This is a genomic window from Flammeovirga aprica JL-4 (assembly GCF_012844305.1).
Lineage (GTDB): Bacteria > Bacteroidota > Bacteroidia > Cytophagales > Flammeovirgaceae > Flammeovirga > Flammeovirga aprica.
In genome coordinates this window covers 44,071-68,337 of record NZ_JABANE010000048.1, presented here as the reverse complement: position 1 = coordinate 68,337, position 24,267 = coordinate 44,071, and the positions used below count along the sequence as shown (strand labels likewise).

Genomic DNA, 24,267 nt, shown 5'->3' with positions numbered 1-24,267 from the left:
GATTTTGGTAGATACAAAGCTACAATCCGTAATATCTCAGGAGTTTACTCTCATGAGGTAGCAGGTGACAAAGCGTTTGCAGAAGCAAAAGAATTAGCGAATGAATTCGAGAAATTGGAAGGTAGACGTCCAAGAGTAATGATCGCTAAGATGGGTCAAGATGGTCACGATAGAGGTGCAAAAGTAATTGCAACTTCATTCGCAGACATCGGATTCGATGTGGATATGGGACCATTGTTCCAGACTCCAGAAGAAGTGGCTCGTCAAGCCGCTGAAAATGATGTAGACTGTGTAGGTGCTTCATCATTAGCGGCAGGTCACAAAACGTTAATTCCTCAATTAATTGAAGAGTTAGCACGTTTAGGTCGTGAGGATATCATGGTATTTGCAGGTGGTGTAATTCCAGAGCAAGATTACCAATTCCTTTATGACAACAAAGTAGCAGCGATCTTCGGTCCTGGTACTAGAGTTCCATATTCAGCGAAGAAAGTACTTACGTTACTTTTGGAGGAAGATGAAGTGTAAGTAAATTATTACTAACATATTAAGTGAGTATTAAAATACTTAAAATACAAATTCAAAATTATCTAATACTAATTCTATTTTATTGTCTTGCGATTACTTCCTTCAAAAAACTTTTAATAGAACCACTATTCATATGTTTTTTAGTGTTGTACTCACAAAAAAGAAATTAGAATTAACAATGATATATTTTTTACTTAGTACTTAAAGCAAACTATTGAAAATCTAAAATAATTATTTAGGCTTGGTAAAGTTCTAAATGATGAATGGATGGTAAAGTATTAATAGCAACAAGCAAAACCAATCAATGATTATGAACAATCTATCAAAAAAGAAAGAGCAGGCTTTTCATCTTTTAAATGAGGCAAAAGAACTAGATGTAATTAATTTTAATTTAGATCCCTCAATTTTTAGAGGGAGAACAATTACAGTAGGAGACAAGAAGCTGCTTCATTTTGCCAACTGCTCCTATTTGGGTTTGGAGAATGACCCTAGATTAATAGAATCATCCAATATTGCTTCTCAAGATTATGGGATTATTCAGTCAAACTCAAGAGCTTTCTTTTCTTCACCATTATATTCAGAGTTAGAAGGTGAATTAAAAAAGATCTTTAATAAGGAAGTTGTGGTTACAGCAACTACCACTTTAGGACATTGCAGTGCATTGCCATTATTAACAGATAAGGATGATTTGATAATTGTAGATATACATGCACATAACAGTTTACAAATGGCGTGTAAATTATGTGCACAACAAGGAACAACGATTAAGTATCTAAAATATCATAATAACATCAATAAACTGAAGGAAATGATCAATCAATCAGATAACGATCACTACAAAAGAATTTGGTTTGTTGGAGATGGGGTTTACAGTATGCAGGGTGATTTTATTGATATAAAAAGTTTGATAAAATTATTAGATGAGAAGGAGAGGTTATATACTTATATCGATGATGCACATGGGTTTAGCTGGACAGGTAAAAATGGTAGAGGGTATGTATTAGGAGAAATTGGTGAAATCCATCCTAAAATGATTGTAGCAGTTTCCATGAGTAAATCTTTTGGATCATCAGGCGGAATACTAGTTTTCCCTAATAAGTCATTAAGAGATAGAATTAATTTAATCGGGCAAACACAGATTTTCTCAGGTCCTTTGACAAACCCTGTGCTTGGTGCAGCGATAGCATCTGCAAAGATACATCGATCAACAGAACTAGAAATTTTACAAGAAGAGTTAAAAGGTCTTATTAATTACTTTAGAGAAAGGTGTTTTGAGAGTGAAATTCCACTTAAAACTCATTCTGTTACACCTATTCAATTTATTGAAATAGGTAGAAGTGATAAAGTATATCAGGTTGCAAGAAAGTTGATAGCATTAGGTATTTATTGCTCTGTGGCAGTTTACCCGTCAAGACCATTAAATCATGGTGGTTTAAGAGTGAGTTTAACGCTCCACTTAAATGAAAAAGATATTGATTTCCTGATCAATCAATTGATAAAAATACTTGAAATTAAACCTTTAGAGGTAGGTTAGTGTCATATTAGTATTGACATGTTGTTTAAAATTTGAATTTTATGTCTTACTTACATCATTCATTAAAAGAAGAGGAGAGAAAGCAAGTATTTGTAATTCCTCATGCAGGGGGAAGTGTATTTTCCCTTCAAAATATTAGAATACATCTTTCAAGAAAATACGATTTACATTTTTTAGAATTACCTGGAAGAGGCCGAAGAATTAAGGAAGCATTTTTAGATCACTTAAAAGATGCAGTTTCAGATTATATTGGTCAGATTCAACAACTAAGAAATAAAATGCCTTATGTTATTTATGGGCATAGCTTGGGTGCTTTATTAGGATTATACGTAACGAAGGAATTAGAGTGTGTAGATGATCCTCCAAAGAAACTTATTGTTTCAGGTAGTGCAGGACCTAATATTCGTAGTGAAGAAAACATTCACATGTTGGATAATTTCGAATTGAAAAAAAAACTGGAAGAGTATGGAGGTATTGATAAAAGTGATCTAGATAATTTTGATTTTTTTAATTTTATAGAACCAATTGTCAGATCAGATTTTAAACTCTTTGAGCAGGATACTCATCCTAAAGTCAAGATAAAAACAGATATCGAAGCTTTGATGGGTAGTGATGAAGAATTTTCTAGTAAGGTGAATAATTGGAATACTATTTCAAGGGGGAAAATTAATACCTATATAATGAAAGGAAACCATTTTTTTATTTTTGATCATTTTAGTTTTATCGGGGATAGAGTAATTAAATTTTAGATGATGGAGTTTGATTTTTTCGACATCCAAAAAATCACAGAAGACCAATTTCTGGTTGATTTTTTGGAATTGCCTTTAAATCTACAATTTGAGGTAAATAGATATAAAAAGTTAAAGGATAGAATGCTCAAACTATATGGCCTATTGACGATTAAAAAGAATCTAAGCAGGCACATTAATTTTGATTGGGACCATCTAATGAAAAATGAATTTGGGAAACCTTTTTACCTTGGAGCTCCTAATTTTAATATTAGTCATTCTGGGAGTATTATTGTTTTTGTTTTATCAGAAAATGAAATAGGGGTGGATATAGAACTTAAAAAAAATATAGATGTTACACTCTATTTAGATTTTTTTGATGGAGCAGAAAAGCATTTTATTAAATCATCCGACAATACTCAAGACTCCTTCTACTTTATGTGGACACGTAAAGAATCATTTGTAAAAGCATTGGGAGTGGGGTTAAATGATGAACTTCTAAAGATTAGTAGTTTAGATAAGATTATCAGCTACAATAATCGAATGTATTCTTTTAAAACACATGATTTTTTAGAGAAGTATAAGCTATCAATTTGTAAAGAATTGCCAGCAAATTAAATTCAATAAAAATCTTAAAAAAATTAAGTTAATAAGAGTAAATAACATTGTTGAAGTTAATAAACTAATTTATCTTTGTTCTAGAACTAAAACGGATTATTCCTCTAATGTTATCCTATGTTGTTGTAAGGATGATATTTTTTCAAACAGAACCTTAAATGCAGTTGTTTCTATTTAAGTCCCCCTCTGTTGACTTATCAATTTATTTTAGTGTTCACCCATTTTCTACAACTTAGATTTGTAGTCGTTTATCTTTTTTCTATTGTAATAATATGAGAATGTTTTTTTGTGCACTATCATGAAATGATAATGAAATCAATTAGTTTTTTATAAGAGTATATTTATTATAGTTAGTAATAATTGGATTATTTCTAACTGTGAACTGTATTACTTAATTTTCACAACCAGTATTATGAATTTACACCTGTCTCAAAATGGGATTTACTACGATCAGCTTTTTGATGAAAATTCCTCGAAGTATACTATTGCAGCCTACTTTGAAGTTAACTTTCCAATCGATTGTGCATTATTTTTAAAAGCAATGCACTATGTTGTTGATAACAACGATGTATTTAAATTTAGGTTCAAGATGACCGACAAAGGTCCTGATTTAGTAATTAGAGAAAATGAACCTAATTGCAAAATAGATTATTTAGATTACTCTGTAAATGAAAAGCCTCAGTTTGATGCTATGAATTATTGCCTTGAGCTTCTGAATAAACCATTTTTAATACATTCGGACAGATTAGCACATGGCTTTTTAATTAAAATCTCAGAAGAAAAATACTGGATGGGCTTATACGGTCATCATATGTTGTTTGATGGATATGGTGGTTTTATGGCAGCAAATCAGGCTGTAAGGCAATATAAGCAATATGTAAAAGGGAAAAATGTAGAACTAAAGTTCGGCTCATTTCTTAAAGCAATAGACATTAATAACAAATTCAGAAATTCAGAAAAATATGATCTAGCAAAGAATTTCTGGAAATCTCATTTGAAAGAATTACCAGAGCAAGTTTTTAAAGCTCCAAAAGTGGCCTCTAAAGTCAGTAAGAACATAACAAAGAGGTTTTCTAATGAAGAAGAGTTAAGATTACGTACGTTATCTAAGGAGTTAAATACTACCATTCAGAATCTGACGATTCTTTCCTTTTTAGCTTACTTTGGAAAGATATGTAAGCAAAAAAGTTTCTGTTTTGGATTACCGGTTCATGGTAGGTCAATGAGTGATTCAGATACTGTAGGGGTATTTAGTGGTATTTTACCCTTAAAGTTTGACTTCAATGAATCGGATTCAATTCAGGAAGCTTTGAAACATATTAAATCCGTTCTTTATAATGCATTGCCGCACCAGCATTATCCTCTTAGAGAAATTTATCAAGATTTAGGTGTGGTGTCAGAAAACAAAGAGGATATCTTTGATGTAATTGTAGAGTATGAAAGGCCACCTGAAATTAATTATGATGGGAATAATTTAAAATGCGTCAGGTTAATTCCAGATGAGCAGATGTTAGCTCCGCTGCATATCATATGGTGTGATTTTAAATCGAATGATGCCTTGGATCTCAGAATTGTCTATAATCCTTCTTATTTTTCTAAAATAGAAGTCAAGAACTTGATAGATAGAGTCCTGGAAATAATGTATACTTTTGAAGATATTCATGAAATAGGGGATGTTTCAATAGTAAATGAAAATGAAAAAAATAATCTAATAAACACTTTAGACCATGAGAAGTCAGATTTTTCAATTCATGGTGTGAATAATTTAATTGATTTATTAAATTCTAAAACGAAATTAGGAAAAGGAAGTACCGCATTAATTTGTGAAGGAGAATACTTTTCTTATCAATATATTGAGAATAAATCCAACCAAGTTGCAAATTTTCTGATTAAAAAAGGTGTTGAAAAAGGAGATGTAATCCCTTTATCATATTCAAGGTCAGTGGATTTGGTGTTGAGTATGATAGGTGTTGTAAAGTCAGGAGCCGCTTTTACTATCATTAATTCTAATTTGACAGAAAGGAAAATAAAGTATATAATTTCTGATTGTAATGCAAAATATATTCTAACTGATCTTAAAAAGGAAGTTTTCTTGGACGTACCGACCATTGACATCTCTCAAGCAGGATTTGAGTCTCCTGTTTGTAGTTTCCCCGTTGATGTGACAATGGAAGATTTACTTTATGTATTTTATTCTAATGGTACAATAGGTCACCCTAAGGGAGTGCAAATAACTCATGGTTCATTATTTAATCTCCTTAATAGTGTTTGTAAAAGAGTAGGGCAAGATAAATCTTTTAAAATGCTGGGGGTGACCTCAACTTCTGATCAGTCATTTATTTTAGAAGTATTTTTACCGCTTATCACTGCTGGTGAAATTCATCTTCTTTCTAATAATGAGCTCTTTGATATTGGATTGACAATCAAGAGAATTGAGGAATATAGAACTAATTTTATTCAGTCTGATAGCTTAAGGTTGAAATTGCTACTGGATGAAAATTGGGATAATGTAAATGATGCTGGCTTACTCATTAATGACGAGTTCCTTACAGAAAAGCTTAAAGATGACTTGATTAACAAGGCAACAAATGTTTGGTATGGTTATAATGTAAAGGAAAATTCAGGTATTTGTACTTTAAAACAATTAAGTAAGGAAGAAAGCATATCATTAGGAGCACCACTTTCTAACAATAACTTTTTTATTTTAAATGATAAAAAAGAGTTATTACCTAAAGGCGCTGTAGGTCAGCTTTACATAGGAGGGAATCAACTTTCTAAAGGGTACTATAATAATGACATTGCCACAAATGATTTATTCGGTACATCCTCATTCAATGAGAATGAAACTATTTTTGCGACCAATAAGCAAGCTAAATGGAATGATAAGGAGGAGATTATCCTTATGGTAGAAGAAAAAGCTTTTATTGAAATAAACGATGATAAAGTATCTGTAGCAGTAATAAACGAGTATATAGAGAAGTTAGGTGGTATTGAGTTTTCGTGTATTTTACCACAATATGATGCTTTAGACAATAAAGTATTTGTAGCATATATAGTTTCTGAGTCAGGTGAAAAGTTAAGTAATACTGATATAAAAGATTTTCTTCTGAGTAAAGGGCTACAATTATCCATGCTGCCGCAAGATTATATATTCTTGGATCAACTTCCGGTCAACAGTAATGGTCAAATAGAAGTGGGGCTATTACCTTTACCTGATTTTGAGATAAAAAGTGATACTGATGAAGCTGTTTCTACTACTGAAGAAACGCTTATCAAGCTATGGAAGGATGTAATTGGTCCACAAGAGATAGGTGTTAATGATAGCTTTTTTAAGATTGGCGGTAACTCTATCACAGCAGTGAAATTAGTCACCAAGATTAGAAAAGTTTTGAAAATACAGATGAATATAAGTACTGTATTTAAAAATCCTTCTATCAGAAAACTAGCAACTTATATTGATGCCATAGAGAATAATGAAATTGAAGGGATTGGTAAGGCAAATAACGTTACTGATAAAATACCTTTATCGTTTAATCAAGAGAGGTTGTGGTTCTTAGATAATTATGATACAAGTGTTCACTACCATATTCCAGGTGTTGTAGAATTAAATAGTTCTTTTGATATTAAGGTTTTAGAAGAATCTTTGAAAGTGATCATAGATAAACATGAACCTTTAAGGACCATTTTTTACAATGACGGTGAAGAAATTTACCAGAAAGTTATAGCATCAGATAATTTTACGATTACACATGAATTAGTAAATGAGGATCGTGAAATGATTTATAATCGTTTCAGAGCATTATCAAATACGGCATTTGATCTATCTAAGGATTATATGATTCGTGTTTATGTACAAACTGTACATGCTCAGAAACATTATATCATGGCAGAAATGCATCATATTGCGTCAGATGGATGGTCTTTCCCAATTTTAATACGAGAAATAAATAAGATATATAATCAACTAACAAAAGGAGGAGTTGTCAAACATCAGAAGTCTAATATTCAATATTCTGATTTTAGTATATGGCAAAGAAACGAAGTCAAAAAGGAAAAATTTACCAAAGGCCTATCTTATTGGAAATCAAATCTTGATGATGTCACTCCTCTTTCTTTTCAGACAGATTATCCTAGACCAAATAAACAGAGTATAAAAGGAGATTTTTTCAGTGTTTCATTACCAAAGTTGAAGCTTGATCAGTTGAAGCAGTATGCTTCTGAAACTGGAAATACTCTCTATAACGTTTTGTTATCTGCATATCATGTATTGCTATATAAATATACAAATGAAACGGACCTTTGTATTGGTACACCTATAGCCAATCGTGAACATGATGAAATTACTGAACTCATTGGCTTCTTTGTCAATACGATAGCTATTAGATCACAAATCAACCCTGATAATAATTTCCAAGAATTATTGGAAAGTGTATCTGCTACTGTAACAGAAGCATTTAACCATCAGGATATACCTTTTGAAATGATCGTAAATGAGGTGGTGAAAAATAGAGATACAAGTAGAAGTCCTGTCTTCCAAACACTATTTACACTTCAAAATCATGATGAAATGCCTGCGTTGTCATTAAATGACGCTACTGCCAAATTTAAAAGATTGAATAATGGTATTTCAAAATATGACCTAAATGTAGTTTGTGAAGAGAATGACCTCGAATTAGATATAGAGTTTGAATATTGTACTGAGCTATTTAAAAAAGATACTGTTTTGCAAATTGCGAACCACTATCTTCAAATTATTGATAGTGTATTGCATAATAGAAATACATCAATCAATGAGCTGGAGTTTTTAAATAAAACTGAAAGAGCTAAAATTATACTGAAGAATAATAGCAATAATAGAATCTTTAATAAAGGAACAGTTCTCGATTTAATCCAAAAACAGCTTAGCGTAAATAAACTAAGAACAGCAATGATTTTCGAAGGTGAGAAATTCACCTATGAAAAGCTTGATGTTCTAGCCAATCAACTAGCTAATTACTTGATCAATAATGGGGTCTCAAGTTCTGATATGGTACCAATTTGTTATCATAGATCTTGGGAAATAATTGTAGGAATGCTGGGGATCATGAAAATGGGTGCGTCTTTCATCCCAGTAGATCCTACATACCCAGATCAAAGGAAACAGTACATTTTTAAAGAGTCTAATGCTAAAGTTATTGTTTCAAATTTACAGATTGAGGGTCTTGAAAACGTGAAGAGAATTGCTTTAGATGAAATACCTGAAGCAACAAGCACACAGGCACCAAATGTAAAGATTGACCCAGATAGTCTGGCGTATCTGATTTATACATCTGGTACAACAGGTAATCCTAAAGGAGTTAAAATAGCTCATACAGCATTGAATAATATGCTTTTGAGTATTTCTGAAGAGTTATCAGCAGACCAATCTCTCAAAATGCTGGCAATGACCACTTTCGGGTTTGATATCTCACTTTTGGAGGTTTTCTTACCATTGTCATTAGGGGGAGAAGTTCATCTGATTTCTGATGAAGAGTTAGAAGATATTTTCATCATTAATGATAGAATATTAGAATATAAAACCAACTTGGTTCAGGGTACACCTTCTAGAATGCAGATGTTTGTGTACAGTGAATGGGAGAACCCAAGCAATTGTGATATTCTTGTGGGTGGAGAAGCCTTGCCGGAACAGTTGAAAAACCAGCTTTTGGAAGTTTCAGATAATGTTTGGAATGTATATGGACCAACGGAAGCAACAATTTGGTGTTCTACAAAAAAACTTTCTAAAAATGAGAAGGTAAATGCAGGAAAACCACTTGCGAATAATAAGTTTTTCATTCTAAATGATCATAAACACCTTGTACCTAACGGTACAATTGGCCAGCTCTACATTGGAGGTGCCCAACTATCAGAAGGTTACCACAACTTGGAAGAGATGACGAAAGAAAAGTTTATCTCATCTCCATTCAGTATAAATCCAGATGATAAAATATATGCTTCTGGAGATTTAGCAAAGTGGACTTCAGAGGGTGAACTAATGATTATTGGTAGAAATGATAATCAGGTAAAGGTAAGAGGTTATAGGATTGAACTTTCAGAGATAGAAGAACATATAGCTTCAATTGATGAAGTGAAGCAAGCAGTTGTATTAGCGAAGAACGGCGACGTACTACTAGCCTTCATTCTTTTTGAAGAGGGGGGTAAGCTTTCTCATGATGAATTTGAAAGTAGATTGAAAGAAACATTGCCTCATTATATGATTCCACAGGAGTTTATTACTATGGATAAATTCCCACTCACTGCAAATCAAAAGGTAGATAGAAAAACTTTAGGTAAATACAACCCTGTAACAACTGAAAAACCTTATGTACAGCCGACTTCCGAAACGGAAATCAAATTGGCTGCTATTATTCAAGAGTTAGTTGAAGTTGATAAAGTGGGTATACATAATAGTTTCTTTGAGCTTGGTGGACATTCTATTTTGGCAGTAAAACTAGTCAATAGAGTAAAAGGAAGCTTTGGAGTAGATATTAGTCTAAAAAATATTTTTAAGAACCCAAGTGTTTTTGAATTGGCATTAGTTATTCAACAACAAAGTGCCATGACTTCATCAAGTGAGGAGGTTGTATCAACTATTGAAATATAAAATATGGAAATGAAATTTATTGAGGTAATCTCAAAAGCTCAAAGTGAAGGAGTGTTCCCTTATGAAGAGAATGATAAAATAAAATTTAAACTTCGTAATGGTGCACAATTAACAACTGAATTAATCACGGAGTTTAAAGAATATAAAGAGCAAATAATTGGCTGGTTGAAAGAGAACAAACAGCAGAATAATAGCCTGCCTGCAATTGTTAAGATAGATGATTCAGTAACAGAAATTCCATTATCATATTCTCAGGAAAGAGTTTGGTTTATTGATCAGTATGAAGGGAGTAAAAATTATCACATTCCCATTCTTCTTGAATTGAAGGGGGATTTGGATGTGATAACACTCGAAGAAAGTTTAGTTGAAATAGTTTCAAGACATCACGCACTTAGAACTCAATTCTTTACGCATCAGGGTATGATGCAGCAGAAGGTTGTAGGAGCGGAGAACTATAAGCTTAATATTGTAGAGAAAGAGCAATTCCAAGATCTAAATATTGTCAAAGGTCTTGAACAGATGGCTTGGCATGCATTTGACCTTTCAAATGATTATATGTTAAGATCTGTTTTATGTTCTGAATCAGATGAGAAACATTATTTATTATTTGTATTACATCATATTGCGGCAGATGGATGGTCTTTTCCAATTGTTGTAAATGAGTTGACACAATTATATAAACATAAAACAAAAAACAATACTACTATAACTCTACCTGAATTACAGATTCAGTATACTGATTATAGTTATTGGCAAAGGAAAAATGTAAAGGGTGGCAATCTGAAGGGAGGAATTGATTTTTGGAAGGATCAGCTCCAGGATGTGGTAGTCTTGGACCTCCCGACAGATTATATTAGACCGGCTTATAGAAGTAGTTTTGGTGCCACTTCAAAGTTTACTCTACCTGAAAGGTCAAAGAACATTATAGATAAGATCAGTGTCAATACTAATACTTCTACATTTAATGTATTAATGAGTGTTTTTAATATCTTGCTCCACAAGTATTCACAGCAGGAAGATATTTGTATTGGCACACCGATCGCTAATAGAAGTAGAGAAGAAGTCCAGAATTTAATAGGCTATTTGGCCAACACAGTGCCTTTTAGAAGTAATGTGGATTCAACATTGACTTTTAAAGAGTACCTATCTAAGGTTGTGGAATTGATGTTTGATATAGAAGAACATCAGGATGTGCCTTTCGAAGAGATATTAGAAAATATTGACTTTGAAAGAGACAACAGCAGAACACCTTTGTTTGATGTGATGTTTATTTGTCACATTATGGGGAAGGGACTTTCTTATGACTTAGAAGGGTTAGATGTGAAAGAAATTCAAGTTAAAAATGAAACATCCAAATTTGACTTGACATTTACATGTAGCGTATTTGAGGATAGAATAGATATCGATCTAGAATATTGGGTTGCTCTTTTCAATGAAGAGAGAGTAAAAGCAATGTTCAATCATTTTGTACTATTGATTGATTCTATCGGTTTGAATATTGATGAAAAGATATGCAATCTCAATATGTTATCGGTAGAAGAGAAAGTAGAGTTACTCAGAGATTTTAATGCTACAGAACAACATTTTGAGCTGAATAATACTGTTGTTGATTTATTTAATCAATATACGAAAGAACAGCCTAGTGTTACTGCAATCAATTATTTAGAGCAACAGGTCAGCTACCATGAATTAAAACAAAAATCAGATGCACTTGCTAAATATTTAATCTCCAAAGGTGTAGTTGCAAATGATGTTCTACCCATCTGTTTTGATAGATCTATCAACATGATGGTTGCAATTTTAGGAGTAATGAAAGCGGGAGCGGCCTATGCTCCAGTAGACCCTAAATTTCCACAACAGAGGATTGATTTTATCATCAATGATATCAAGGCAAAGTTTATATTAGGAGATCATAAGTTTAAAAATTACTTTGGGTCTAATAACTTTATTGACATCAATACGACAAGTAAATGGGAGAATGAAACGGAACATATTACTCTCCCTGAAGTGTCAAATGAGCAATTAGCTTATGTTATCTATACTTCTGGAACCACTGGAAATCCCAAGGGTGTAATGATTGAGCATAAGGCCCTCTCTAATTTTATTTTCAGTATTAGCAGGAAGTTAAATATTGATGAAGGAGTAAAAATGTTAGGGTTAACAACTTATGTTTTTGATATCTCAATATTAGAGTTTTTTGTTCCACTGTGTAATGGAGGGGAATTAAAGTTGCTATCAGATCATGAAATTTTAGACCTTGATTTGTTGCAAAAAGTGATTACTGACTATGAACCAACTCATATACAGACAACACCATCAAGATATCAAATGATGTTGGATGCAGGTTGGGATAATAATGATAAGAATACGCTTTTAGTAGGAGGAGAGGCCATAACAGAAACTCAGAAAAACTTATTGACATCAATGTCTTCTAAGGTTTGGAATGTGTATGGGCCAACAGAAGCAACGATATGGTGTGCAATGAAAAAGTTGTCTATGGATGAGTTAGTCAACGTAGGCAAGCCATTTGATAATACAAATTGTTATGTTTTGGACAACAATTTGAATCTTATTCCAAAAGGTATTTCTGGTAATTTGTATGTATCAGGAAATCAACTAGCAAAAGGTTATTTTGGTAATGAAGTTTTGACTAATTCTAAGTTTATCAAATCTCCTTTTAATGCCTACGAAAAAATCTATGATACTGGAGATATAGCTCGATGGACTAAAGGGGGAGAATTACTTATAGAAGGAAGGAAAGATTCACAATTAAAAATCAGTGGTTATCGTATTGAATTAGGTGAAATTGAATTTCATTTAGAGCAGCACCCAATGGTAAAGAAAGCTGTTGTAATTGCTCAAAAGGACAATAATGATAAACACCAATTAGTAGCATATCTAGTAGCAAAAGAAAATATAGAACTTGATCAAAATGATGTGGAAGATTCATTATCTTCCGTTTTACCAGAATACATGGTCCCAAGGTTCTATCTGATAATTGATGAGATTCCAATTTCGATTAATGGTAAAATTGATCGAAAAAAGTTACCTGCTCCAAACTTTAGCTTGAACAATGAAGTAGAATATATATCACCTTCAACAGAAGCAGAAAAAACGCTCGCAGCTATATGGGAACAGGTCTTAAAAGTTGAAAAAGTGGGACTTAAGGATGACTTCTTTAACTTAGGTGGTTCTTCTATCCTTAGCATGCAACTCACACATTTAGTAAATCGTGAGCTCAAAAAATCAATTACCATTGCTGATTTGTTTAGGAACTCCACACTTGGAGCATATGCAAAAGTGATAGAACAAGAGAAAGAGACAGTTGTTAAATCAGGTTTGGTATCTTTAAATAGAGCTGAAGGGAAAGACAATATTTATTGTATTCCGGGCTTGTTGGGTGACATCCATTCATTTACTTATTTGGCGGCAGAATTAGAAGGAGAAGTAAATGTTTACAGTTATAAATGTTATGGTCTAGATAATGAAACGGAGCCTATTTCAAGAATAGAGAAAATGGCTGAAGTATTTATTAAAGACATGAAAAGAGTTGATCCAGTAGGACCTTACTCACTGATGGGTTATTCTTTTGGTGCCAATGTGTTATATGAGATGGTGCTCCAGCTATTGGCTAATGGTGACACAGTAGATAAAGTACTTATTGTAGATAACGATCAGCCAATAATAGGAATGCCTCCTTTAGAAGATACCAAACATTTACCTTATACATATACCTCTTATATCACAAAATATTTATTTGAGGTAGGAAGACACTTCTCTATTTTTATAAAGCAAGAGGATTTGAATGCTTTAGATGATATTGAAGCTACTGAAGGAAAATTGAACTTAGCCTTTGATACCATTTTAAGGTATGGTATAGATCTTTTTGAAGATGTAGAAGATTTCTCTAGATATGTAAATGTCTCTTATCAGAACTTTTTATCCTTTTATTTTTATAAACCTCAAATTCAGGTCAAGGAAGACATTCCAGTAATTCTTTTTGAGGCAAAAGAAAACAGAGGGCATTCTTTGAAAATATCAGATTGGGAAGAATTCTCAAAAGGAGCATTGTTTAGATATAAAGTGGATGGCGATCACTTTAATATTTTAAATAGTGATAAAATAAAAACATTCTCAACATCAATGAGAATATCACTCGCCAGGGTAGAAAGAAAAAAACTTGATACCGTACTTTAATTTTTATGTTCTATTTGTTATTGGGGGTGGTAAAAGTTTTTATCGCTCTCAATAACAAACTTCTAATGCCATGATTACACTTTTTAATAGGAAGGAAAAGAAGTTAATAGCTGTACTTGTTGTTTTTTCAATCATCAACAGTAGTGTCAACTTCTTATTTATACAATTAGTAAATGATTTGATTTCAATAATAGTATCAGATCAAGTACCTGTTGTTTCAGATTTCCTTATCAAATTTTTAGTAGTAATTGTAGTTTTCTTTACAACTAGAATAGCAATATCAAGGGGAATCATCCATCTTTCTCAATCTACTTATTGGAAGATAAGATTAAATATCGTCAAAAAGGTAATCACAGCATCTTATAGTGTGATATCAAAGAAGAAAGCAGAAATATATTCTACACTTACTCATGATGTGGAAAACATAACGCAGTTATCTTTTGTCTTGGTCAATATTTTTACAGCCACTCTCACAGCTTTGGCATGTATGGCTTATTTATTTTTCCTATCCTCAACAATCTTTTTTATTACTTTATTTAATTTTTTGATTGCATATAGTATTTATCATTTTGTTTCCAAAAAAGGAACTGCAGCTTTTATTGTATCAAGAAAATTGGAGGAGAACTTTTTAAAGTTGCTTAATGAAACCCTTCATGGTAGCAAGGAAATAAATATGGATAGAAAGATTGGAAGAAAGATTCTAAGTCCATATATAACAGGGGTTTCCAAAAAATGTGAGCACAGTAGTAAAGATGCATATAACGCTTTTTTAAATAGTCAAGTTGCCGGTCAGATCTTCTCTTTTGTAATGATTATGCTGATTTTATTATTCGGTCAAACTTACCTAGGAGCAACCTCTTCATCTGTGATAAAATTTACTTTTACCCTGCTTTACATCATGGAGCCAGTTGGAAACGCTACTAACTCAATCCCAGTAATAAGTAAAGCATTTATCTCATGGGACAAGATAAAAACACTGGGAGTAACATTTGGTGATGAAAAGAGTAATGGTATAGAAAAGGTGAAAAATAGATTTTGTCAGAATAACTTTAATACCATAGAACTTAAGAAAGTCAGTTATGAGTATCCTGAAAGTAATTTTAAGATAGGACCTATTAATCTTGAGCTACAAAAAGGAGATACTGTTTTTATTTATGGTGAAAATGGAAGTGGAAAAACGACATTAATGAATACGATCATTGCCTTGAGTAAATTGCAAAAAGGAGAATTGATTCGAGATCAAAACCTTGTAAATGAGTCAAACATAGAAGAATATAGATCCTTGTTTTCAGTTGTTTTTAATGATTATTTTTTGTTTGACCAATTCTATAACATTGACAAAATAGTATTAGAGGAAGCTTACTATTACCTGCATTTATTTGAAATGTCTGATAAAGTATCCATTTCTTCAAATGGCTTTAGTTCAACAGACCTTTCAACAGGACAACGAAAAAGATTAGCTCTCATTTATGCGATTTTAGTTAAAAAACCAATTATTGTACTAGATGAGTGGGCGGCAGATCAAGATCCCTACTTTAGGCAAAAATTTTATCATGATATAGTACCTCTTCTAAACAGCAAAGGTTTTACAATTGTAGCCATCACTCATGATGATAAATACTACCATTGCTGTGATAAATTGTTTGAGATGTCTAATGGTAAATTATTAAAGAAAGAAAAAACATTACAAGTATAAAACAAACGTATTACATATATATTAACCAGTTAATTATTCATTAGACCTTAGTATATCAAAATTTGATTGAAGACGAAAATTATCATTTCAATCTGAAGTATGTAAAGTAAGTCTCTTCAATTTTATAAGCTTACTGACATATTTATCTAATGTGTATATTTTGATTTTACTAGGTGTTATTTAAAGCGAAAAATTATGAACAGAGGAATTTTTAATTCACCGAAAGAAGCTATTCAAGCTGCTAAAACCGCACAATTGATTCTCTCGTCAAAAGGAAATGAGGAAAAGAAAAGGTACATAGCAAACATCAGAAAAAAATTGCTTGCTGAGGATGTTTTACTAAAAATGTCTGAGATGGCTGTAGAGGAAACGGGTATGGGTAAGGTGAGCCATAAAATTGGCAAAAACCATTTAGCAATCACTAAAACGCCAAGTTTAGATTTTGATACTCCAGAATCTTATGTAGGAGATGAAGGCGTCACTTTGGTAGAGTCAACACCTTATGGTGTGATTGGAGCTATTACACCAGTGACTAACCCTTCAGAAACAATCATTTGTAATACCATAGGGATGATTTCAGCTGGTAACTCAGTTGTATTTTGTCCTCATGGAAAATCAAAAAATGTATGTCATTATACCATTGGATTAATTAACGAGGCTTTGGTTGAAAGCGGTGCACCTGAAAACCTAGTTGTAGGGTACACCGAGATAAACAGAGAAAACACTGATGAAGTGATTTACAGTGAAGATGTTGATTTACTTGTGGCAACAGGTGGAAGTTCAATTGTGCAGAAAATCATGAAATCAGGTAAAAAAGCTATTGGTTCAGGTGGTGGTAACCCTCCTGTAGTGGTTGATGAAACTGCAGATTTAAAACATGCTGCAGCGTCAATTATTGCTGGTGCGTCACTTGATAACAACATTCCATGTATCGCAGAAAAAGAATTGATTTGCCTTGCATCAGTAGCTGATGAACTCCTTGAGGAATTGAAAAAGGCAGGAGCTTATATTTTAACAGATCAGAATAAAATTGATGAACTGTTAAACTTAGTAATTAAAGATGACAAAATTGATCCAAGCCTAATTGGTCAAGATGCTTCTGTATTTTTAAATAAAATAGGTATAGAAGCAGATGATTCTGTAGAATTAATCGTTTTTGAAACGATAGAAAACAATGTTGCTGTTCAGAAAGAATTATTGATGCCAATCCTTCCTTTGGTAAGAACGGAGACTTTAGAAGAAGCAATTGAAATGGCTCATAGATGTGAACATGGCAACCACCATACATCTGTGATGCATTCTAAAAATATTGATAATTTAAAATTAATGGCGGATAAAATGCAAACTACAATTTTCGTCCAAAATGCCCCTTCATATGCGGGTATTGGATTAGGAGGTGAAGGTTTTACGTCATTTACTATAGCTTGTCCAACTGGTGAAGGCCTGACAAGTTATAGATGCTTTTCTAAGATAAAAAGAAAAGTGATGTGTAACTAGCTATGAATAGAGAAGTAGAATATGAAACATGATCAATTTAGTATTCACATTAAATCATGGATATAACATTTAGAGGTGATTGTATTTTATGATCACTTCTTTATCACATTGTTTATACTAGTCAAGGCTCAAGATAAAGTAATTTTATTACTTTTCTTGGGCTCTTTGAACCACCTTAGAAGGTTTCTAGTATAAATTAAAAATCTATTTTCTTAAAATATGAATATTACTTCTGCCAATTAATTTCTTCAATACTTAGTTGATTTTGATTTATTCCAAAATCTAGAAAAACAACACAATTAATAATATAAACAGGTTAGGGATTAAACAGGTTCATTTATTTATAAGGTATCAGTGATAGCTTGAGATAAATAAAAGTTAGTTTGTTTGCGTAGTTCATGCCTAGCAATAGGTGTGGGCTACTTCCTAAAAATTATAACTATACGAACATGAAAAAAACTTTTCTAACACTCTTGGCCATCTTCTGCATGTACGTAACATGTATGGGTCAAGGCACTGATTTAATATTTGTGGTAGAGCAATCCACAAATAAGGTTTCATTTTATGCTAAAACAGAAAGTAGCTTTGAAGTAGACTGGGAAAATAACGGTCAATGGGAGGAAATTTCTACTACAGGATTAGAGAAAATCACAAGAACCTTAACCAGTGCTCCAGATACCATTCGTATCAAGGGTGAATTAAATCACTTCAAAGCTCCAAAGACGATTACAGACGTAGTTCAGTGGGGAAGTGTAGGCTTTACGTCTCTCTCAGAGACATTTAAAGACTGTCATCAACTCGTGTCTTTCTCTGCACAAGATGCTCCTGATTTGTCAGGTGTAGAAGACATGAATTTAGCTTTTGCCCACACAGAAAAGTTTAATGGAGATATCAGTAATTGGGACGTTTCCAACGTAACCAATATGGCTCACATGTTTCATGATGCAAAAAGTTTCAATCAAGATTTAAATAATTGGGACGTATCTTCAGTACAGTATATGTACAATATGTTTGACCGTGCAGAAAGTTTCAATCAATCTTTAGCAGATTGGGATGTGTCAAGTGTCAAGAGCATGTATAATATCTTTATTAATACAGCTTTGACACAACCTAATTTTGATCGTATGGTAAAAAATTGGTCAGAACTTGATGGTTTGCAACCAGGAGTAAGTTTTGGTTTCAATAGTCACTTTTGTTCAGCAGGTGAAGCCTTGTCAAAATTAGAAGACACTCATGGTTGGGTATTACCGGAAGATCGAGTACAAAGTTGTGAGGAAGAATTTGTGATAGTTGTTGATCAAAGAACATCACCAATTACTTTCAATGCAAATACACAATCGTCATTTCTAGTAGATTGGGAAAATGATGGAAGTTGGGTAGAGTACACTACAAATGGCATGGAAACCATTTCACATGAATTTACTGGAAGCTTAGATACAATTCGTATCAAAGGAGAACTAAATCATTTTCATGCTCCAAAAAGAATTACAGATGTGGTGAAGTGGGGAGATGTTTATTTTACAAGTTTAGAAAATACATTTCAGCAGTGTTATTACCTGAAATCTTTTTCAGCGACTGATGTACCTAATTTGTCGGAAGTAAGTAGTATAGCGTATATGTTTAGTGGTGCTAGGTCATTTAATGGGGATGTTAGCTTATGGGATGTATCCAATGTAGAAAGTATGCGATCTACCTTTCACAGAGCCGAACTTTTTAATCAAGATCTTAGTACATGGGATGTATCGAATGTAATAAACGTAAGATATATGTTTAACGATGCTATTTCTTTTAATGGAGATCTTGGTTCATGGGATGTCTCTTCAGTAACAAGGATGGATAATATGTTTAATGGAGCTACATCTTTTGAGGGTAATGTGAGTTCATGGAATGTCTCTAATGTAGAAAAGATGGATAATATGTTTACTGAAAGTGGTATCACTTCTGCTAATTATGATCTATTATTGAAAGCTTGGAGTACATTGCCTAATCTACAAAGTGATGTTCAGTTGGATGTTTCAGCCAAACATTGTACAGCATTAGAAGAGAAAACATATTTAGAGGAGAATTATGGATGGGTGATTACTGATGATGGAGCTTGTGATGAATTATTAAGACATTTGGAACTAGTATTAGTGGTTGACGGAACCGATAGAGAAGTTACAATTACACAGTTTAAAGGTGAAGTTGATATAGATTGGGAAAACAATGGAAATTGGGAACATGTTTCAAATACTACTTATAAGAACATTACACATGATTATGATGGTAATGAAGCAGATACAATAAGAATAAGAGGGCAGGTAAGTTACTTTAGAGCTCCTAAAAGTATAGTAGATGTAGCACAATGGGGTAAATCAAAGTTTGAAGATTTTCAAAAAACGTTTCAAAGTTGTGAAAAACTTGAGGGCTTTTCAGCAAAAGATTTTCCTGATTTATCATTACTGACTAATGAATATTTTGGATTAAATGAGATGTTTGATGGAGCAATTTCTTTTAATGGCGATTTGAGTAAATGGGATGTGTCTAAAGTTAAAAACATGAGTTATATGTTTGAAGGAGCTACATCTTTTAATGGAGATCTTAGTTCTTGGGATGTTTCTTCAGTAACGAGAATGGATTATATGTTTAAAGAAGCTACATCTTTTAATGGAAACCTTAGTACTTGGAACGTTTCTTCAGTAACGAGAATGGATAATATGTTCAATGGTGCTATTTCTTTTGAGGGTGATATCAGCTCATGGAATATATCTTCAGTTACGATGATGGAAAATATGTTTACTGAAAGCGGTATCACTTCAGCTAATTATGATAAGTTATTAAAAAGTTGGAGTGCACTACCTGAATTAAAGAGAAATGTTCAATTAGATGTATCAACCTATTATTGTCAGTCATTTGCAGAAAGGCAAAAACTAATTGATGACCATGGGTGGACAATTAATGATAAAGGATCGTGTGAATTCATTTTTGTAGTGGATGGATCTGAGAAAAACATAAGTTTTCCAGTCACTACAGCATCATCATTTGATATTGACTGGGAGAATGATGGTAACTGGGAAACAATTTCTGCAGTAGATAGTATCGAAATTTCACATAATTATTCTAATGCTCCAGATACAATTATCATTAGAGGAGAGTTAAATCATTTTAGAGCCCCAAAAACCATTATTGATGTAGTACAATGGGGTGATCCAAACTTTAATTCATTTTATAGAACTTTTGAAGAGTGTACAGCACTAGTATCATTTTCAGCTCAAATTCCTCCAAATTTAACGAATGTGACAACTTTTGAAAGGGCTTTTTATAATGCATATTATTTTAATGGAGATGTTAGTGAATGGGATGTATCTTCAGTTAAGAACATGAATTATATGTTTTATACGACTGACTTTAATGGTGATTTGAGAGATTGGGATGTGTCATCTGTAGAGACGATGGTAGGTATGTTCTTCGGATCATGGAAATTTATAGGAGGAGGTATAGGTAATTGGGACGTTTCTTCAGTTACAAAAATGACGGTGATGTTTTCTTATTGTGCTGATTTTGAGGAAGATATTAGTGATTGGAATATAATTAAAGTAACCGATATGGATGGCTTCATTGATCTTGAATATAAACAAGAATATTACGATAATATTTTAATGAAATGGAGTGAACTTGATGTACAGAGAAATGTTAAGATTAATATTGATGCGGATTATTGTCTTGGTGAGGAAGGGAGAGAAAAATTGAGGAATGATTATGGTTGGGACATCTACGATGGAGCTAAAAAATGTAGTGAAGTAAGTAATGCACGTACTACAAACCTTACCAATTCATTAGAAGAATCAGTTTTAAATATAGATGAACTCCATGGGAATTTAGATTGGAAACTATATGATTTCACAGGTCAATTAATCGATTCAGGTTCACTTACTCTACAGGTGGGAGAACAGCTAAAATGGTGGGAACTACAAAAAGAATATAAGAAAGCTGGAATTTTAAGGATTACGGATGATTCGGGTAAAGTTGCAGTCAAAAAATTCATTAAACAATAAGCATATTTAAATAGCCTGTACCTAGTAATAGGTACGGGCTACAACTTATAAAAATGAAAAGAACGTTACTAACATATTTAATCTCCCTCTGCATTTTTATACCATGTATTGGTCAAAGTACTGATTTTATTTTTGTGGTTGAGCAAACCACAAATGAGATTTCATTCTATGGAAAAACGGAAAGTAGTTTTGAAGTAGACTGGGAAAATAATGGTCAATGGGAGGAGATCTCTACTAATGGATTAGAGCAAATCACAAGGACCTTATCAAGTGCTCCAGATACTATTCGTATCAAAGGAGAATTGAATCATTTCCGTGCCCCAAAGACGATTACAGACGTAGTTCAGTGGGGAAATGTAGCCTTTACGTCTCTCTCACAGACATTTAAAGACTGTCATCAACTCGTGTCTTTCTCTGCAGAAGATACTCCTGATTTGTCAGGTGTAGAAGACATGAACTTAGCTTTTGCCCACACAGAAAAGTTTAATGGAGATATCAGTAATTGGGACGTATCAAATGTGACTAATATGGCGCATATGTTTCATGCTGCAGAAAGTTTCAATCAAGATTTAAATAATTGGAACGTTTCTTCTGTAGTGCATATGTACAGTATGTTTGATATGGCCGAAAGTTTCAATCAATCTCTAGAAGATTGGGATGTATCAAGTGTCATCAATATGTATAATATCTTTATAAATACAGCCTTGACACCCTCCAATTTTGATCGAACAGTAAAAAAATGGTCTAAGCTTGAGGATTTAGAAGAGGGAGTAACCTTCGGATTTAATGCTCATTATTGTTCAGCAGGTGAGGCCTTGTCTCTATTAGAAAACACTAATGGTTGGGTGTTACCGGAAGATCGAGTACAAAGTTGTGATGAAGAGTTTGTGATAGTCGTTGATCATAGAATATCTCCAATTACTTTTGGAGCCAATACTAATTCGTCATTTTTTGTTGATTGGGAAAATGATGGAAATTGGGCAGAGTATTCTACAAATGGAATGGAAACTATTTCATATGAATTTACTGGAAGTTTAGATACGATTCGTATCAAAGGAGAACTAAATCACTTTCATGCACCCAAAAGAATAAAAGATGTAGTCCAATGGGGAGATGTTTACTTTACAAGTTTACAGAAGACATTTCAACAGTGTTCTATTCTTGAATCTTTTTCAGCGACTGATGTGCCCAATTTATCAGATGTAACTGATATGTCATTTATGTTTGGTGGTGCTATGTCATTTAATGGGGATATTAGCTTATGGGATGTATCCAATGTAGAAAGTATGCGATCTACCTTTTACAGAACGAACTTTAATCAGGACCTTAGTAAATGGGATGTATCGAATGTCATAAACATGAGTTATATGTTTAGCGAGGCATCTGACTTCAATCAGGATCTTAGTAATTGGGATATCAGTTCAGTAGTAAATATGCAAAATATGCTATCGTCTTGTGGCATAGATAATGGTAATTATGATTCTTTATTAAAGGGTTGGAGTGCATTACCAGAATTAGAAGATGGAGTACAATTGGATATATCAGCGGAGTATTGTGAGGCATCAGCAGAAAGGCAATCACTGATAGATAATTATGGTTGGAGAATCAATGATGTGGGAGCTTGTGAAGATATATTGAAGAATGAAGATTTTATCATTGTAGTTGATGGAAGCACAAATGTTATTGAGTTCCGATCAGTGAGCACAGCGTCATCCTTTGATATTGATTGGGAAAATAATGGTAATTGGGAAACCATTTCCACAGATATAGAAGGAGATACAATTACTAAATATATTTCTCATAATTTTAATGGTGCTGCTCCCGATACCATCCGCATAAAAGGCGAGTTAAATCACTTTAAAGCTCCTCTAAATATTATTGATGTAGTGCAGTGGGGATCGACTAATTTTACTTCTATGAAAGAAAGCTTTGAATGGTGTACTAAATTAGAAAAATTTACAGCAAAAGATAGCTTAAACTTATCTAACGTAGAGTCAATGGAAGGAATGTTCGTCGCAGCATTTGCGTTTAATGGTGATTTGAGTGATTGGGATGTATCTTCCGTTACTAATATGGAAGGAATGTTCGCCGTAGCATCAGCGTTTAATGGTGATTTGAGTAATTGGGATGTATCTTCCGTTACTAATATGGAAAGTATGTTTGTATCTGCATTTGCGTTTAATGGTGATTTGAGTAATTGGGATGTATCTTCTGTTACTAATATGAGATTTATGTTTGATGATGCCCAAGCGTTTAATGGCGATCTCAGTACTTGGAATGTTTCCAACGTAGTTGATATGCACCATATGTTTCTTTATACTGGTCTTTCTTCCGATAATTACGATAAGCTATTAATAGGTTGGAGTAAATTAGGTTCATTACAGCGAGACGTTGATTTACATGTCTCGACTAAGTATTGTGAAGGTGCAGATGCTCGAGATAGATTAATAACGACTTTTGGATGGAATATAACTGGCGATAAAAAATCTTGTCCTAATGAAAGTAGTGCAAGAACAAGCAATTCAAATAATCATCTATTAGAAGAATCAGATTTGGACATAGAATCTCTTCATGGAAACTTAGAGTGGAAACTCTATGATTTCACAGGTCAATTAATCGATTCTGGTTCACTTACTATACAAGAGGGCGAACCACTAAAATGGTGGGATTTACAAAAAGAATTTAATAAAGCTGGAATTTTAAGGATTACGGATGATTCAGGTAAAGTTGCAGTCAAAAAATTCATTAAACAATAAACATATTCATGTAGCCTGTACCTAGCAATAGGTGTGGGCTACTACCTAAAGATTATAACT

Annotated in this window: 10 protein-coding genes; all 10 read left to right on the top strand. The window is 33.0% G+C overall.

The genetic code is table 11. The features are described from left to right. A partial coding sequence (locus tag HHU12_RS17585) for a cobalamin-dependent protein (protein ID WP_205959916.1) occupies nucleotides 1-525 on the top strand: 525 nt, incomplete at its 5' end. Nucleotides 526-835: 310 nt separating this feature from the next. Then, entirely contained in the window at nucleotides 836-2,059 is a 1,224-nt protein-coding gene (locus tag HHU12_RS17580) for an aminotransferase class I/II-fold pyridoxal phosphate-dependent enzyme (RefSeq protein ID WP_169658049.1), read from the top strand. A 41-nt stretch (nucleotides 2,060-2,100) separates the two neighbouring features. Next, nucleotides 2,101-2,808 (top strand): thioesterase II family protein, encoded by a 708-nt coding sequence (locus HHU12_RS17575; protein WP_169658048.1) that lies wholly within the window; start codon nucleotides 2,101-2,103, stop codon nucleotides 2,806-2,808. Further along, on the top strand, nucleotides 2,809-3,405 hold the full coding sequence (locus HHU12_RS17570; protein ID WP_169658047.1) for a 4'-phosphopantetheinyl transferase family protein: 597 nt from the start codon (nucleotides 2,809-2,811) through the stop codon (nucleotides 3,403-3,405). Nucleotides 3,406-3,817: 412 nt separating this feature from the next. Beyond that, nucleotides 3,818-10,027, top strand: a complete 6,210-nt coding sequence (locus HHU12_RS17565) for a non-ribosomal peptide synthetase (protein ID WP_169658046.1) — start codon at nucleotides 3,818-3,820, stop codon at nucleotides 10,025-10,027. 9 nt (nucleotides 10,028-10,036) lie between these two features. Continuing rightward, nucleotides 10,037-14,224, top strand: coding sequence for a non-ribosomal peptide synthetase (locus tag HHU12_RS17560; protein ID WP_169658045.1), 4,188 nt, complete (start codon nucleotides 10,037-10,039; stop codon nucleotides 14,222-14,224). Between the two features lie 70 nt (nucleotides 14,225-14,294). Then, the gene (locus HHU12_RS17555; RefSeq protein WP_169658044.1) at nucleotides 14,295-15,920 is read left to right on the top strand and encodes a cyclic peptide export ABC transporter; all 1,626 of its coding nucleotides are present in this window, start codon (nucleotides 14,295-14,297) and stop codon (nucleotides 15,918-15,920) included. A gap of 195 nt (nucleotides 15,921-16,115) precedes the next feature. Beyond that, the gene (locus tag HHU12_RS17550; RefSeq protein ID WP_169658043.1) at nucleotides 16,116-17,417 is read left to right on the top strand and encodes an aldehyde dehydrogenase; all 1,302 of its coding nucleotides are present in this window, start codon (nucleotides 16,116-16,118) and stop codon (nucleotides 17,415-17,417) included. A gap of 449 nt (nucleotides 17,418-17,866) precedes the next feature. Beyond that, nucleotides 17,867-21,451 (top strand): BspA family leucine-rich repeat surface protein, encoded by a 3,585-nt coding sequence (locus tag HHU12_RS17545; protein WP_169658042.1) that lies wholly within the window; start codon nucleotides 17,867-17,869, stop codon nucleotides 21,449-21,451. A gap of 53 nt (nucleotides 21,452-21,504) precedes the next feature. Next, a complete protein-coding gene (locus HHU12_RS17540; protein ID WP_169658041.1) occupies nucleotides 21,505-24,207 on the top strand; it encodes a BspA family leucine-rich repeat surface protein in 2,703 nt (900 codons plus the stop codon). The last annotated feature ends 60 nt before the right edge of the window (nucleotides 24,208-24,267 follow it).

What these genes read in the sequence shown, in the direction of transcription:
- HHU12_RS17555 (WP_169658044.1), top strand. Translation starts at nt 14,295, where the DNA reads ATGATTACACTTTTTAATAGGAAGGAAAAGAAGTTAATAGCTGTACTT.
- HHU12_RS17570 (WP_169658047.1), top strand. Translation starts at nt 2,809, where the DNA reads ATGATGGAGTTTGATTTTTTCGACATCCAAAAAATCACAGAAGACCAA.
- HHU12_RS17540 (WP_169658041.1), top strand. Translation starts at nt 21,505, where the DNA reads ATGAAAAGAACGTTACTAACATATTTAATCTCCCTCTGCATTTTTATA.
- HHU12_RS17550 (WP_169658043.1), top strand. Translation starts at nt 16,116, where the DNA reads ATGAACAGAGGAATTTTTAATTCACCGAAAGAAGCTATTCAAGCTGCT.
- HHU12_RS17545 (WP_169658042.1), top strand. Translation starts at nt 17,867, where the DNA reads ATGAAAAAAACTTTTCTAACACTCTTGGCCATCTTCTGCATGTACGTA.
- HHU12_RS17575 (WP_169658048.1), top strand. Translation starts at nt 2,101, where the DNA reads ATGTCTTACTTACATCATTCATTAAAAGAAGAGGAGAGAAAGCAAGTA.
- HHU12_RS17580 (WP_169658049.1), top strand. Translation starts at nt 836, where the DNA reads ATGAACAATCTATCAAAAAAGAAAGAGCAGGCTTTTCATCTTTTAAAT.
- HHU12_RS17565 (WP_169658046.1), top strand. Translation starts at nt 3,818, where the DNA reads ATGAATTTACACCTGTCTCAAAATGGGATTTACTACGATCAGCTTTTT.
- HHU12_RS17560 (WP_169658045.1), top strand. Translation starts at nt 10,037, where the DNA reads ATGAAATTTATTGAGGTAATCTCAAAAGCTCAAAGTGAAGGAGTGTTC.